General features: G+C 70.5%; 1 protein-coding gene. It reads left to right on the top strand.

The features are described from left to right. On the top strand, window positions 1–1,010 hold a 1,010-nt coding region (locus OC373_RS18685; RefSeq protein WP_261998275.1), incomplete at both ends, for a thymidine phosphorylase.

The raw sequence follows: 1,010 nt of genomic DNA, 5'->3' as shown, positions 1-1,010 counted from the left end.
ACCCGCGGCGTCGGCCGGTGCGCTCCGCGCCAAGGTGTTCGGTGCACGGCTGGACGACGCCCAGTACCTCGCCCTGGTGCAGGACGTGATGGAAAGCAGGTTGTCGGACCTGGAGCTTGCCGCGTTCGTTGCGGCCAGCGCGGGCGACCGCCTGGACCATGCGGAGACGACTGCACTGACGCGGGCCATGATTGCCGTGGGCCAACGCCTGGACTGGGGCGAAGGGCCGGTGCTGGACAAACACTGCGTGGGCGGCCTGCCAGGCAATCGCACCACGCCGATCGTGGTGGCCATCGTGGCTGCGCTGGGCTACCGCATTCCGAAGACCTCATCGCGCGCAATCACGTCGCCAGCGGGCACGGCCGACACCATGGAAGTCATGGCGCCGGTGGCGCTCGACCTGGCAGCGATGCGGCGCGTGGTGGAGCGCGAGGGCGGCTGCATCGTCTGGGGCGGCAACGTGCGCCTGAGCCCGGCCGACGACATCCTGATCCGGGTCCAGCGGCCGCTGGACTTCGACAGCGACGGCCAACTGGTCGCCAGCGTGCTGTCCAAGAAGGTCGCCGCAGGCTCGACCCACGTCCTGATCGACATGCCGGTAGGCCCGACCGCCAAGGTGCGCAGTGAGGTCGCCGCTGACAGCCTCGGCTCGCGGCTCGCACACACCGCGGGCGCGCTTGGACTGCAGCTGGGCATCCATCGCTCCGACGGCAGCCAACCGGTGGGTCGGGGAATCGGTCCGGCGCTTGAAGCGCACGATGTGCTCAAGGTGCTGCGCAACGCCGCCGATGCACCGGCAGACCTTCGCGAACGCGCGCTTGCGCTGTCCGCGGCACTCCTGGACATGGCACCGGGCAGCAGCGCCGGCACCGGATTGGAGCGCGCGCGCAGCGTGCTGGATTCCGGAGCCGCGCTGGCCAAGTTCCTGGCGATCTGCGAGGCCCAGGGAGGTTTCCGCGAACCGCCACGGGCGGCGTTTACCGCCGACGTGCCGGCAGCCACATCGGGAC

The organism is Stenotrophomonas sp. Ste96 (assembly GCF_024519495.1).
GTDB classification, from domain to species: domain Bacteria; phylum Pseudomonadota; class Gammaproteobacteria; order Xanthomonadales; family Xanthomonadaceae; genus Stenotrophomonas; species Stenotrophomonas bentonitica_A.
Note: the sequence above shows the minus strand (reverse complement) of the source record. Positions and strands in the feature narration are given on the sequence as shown.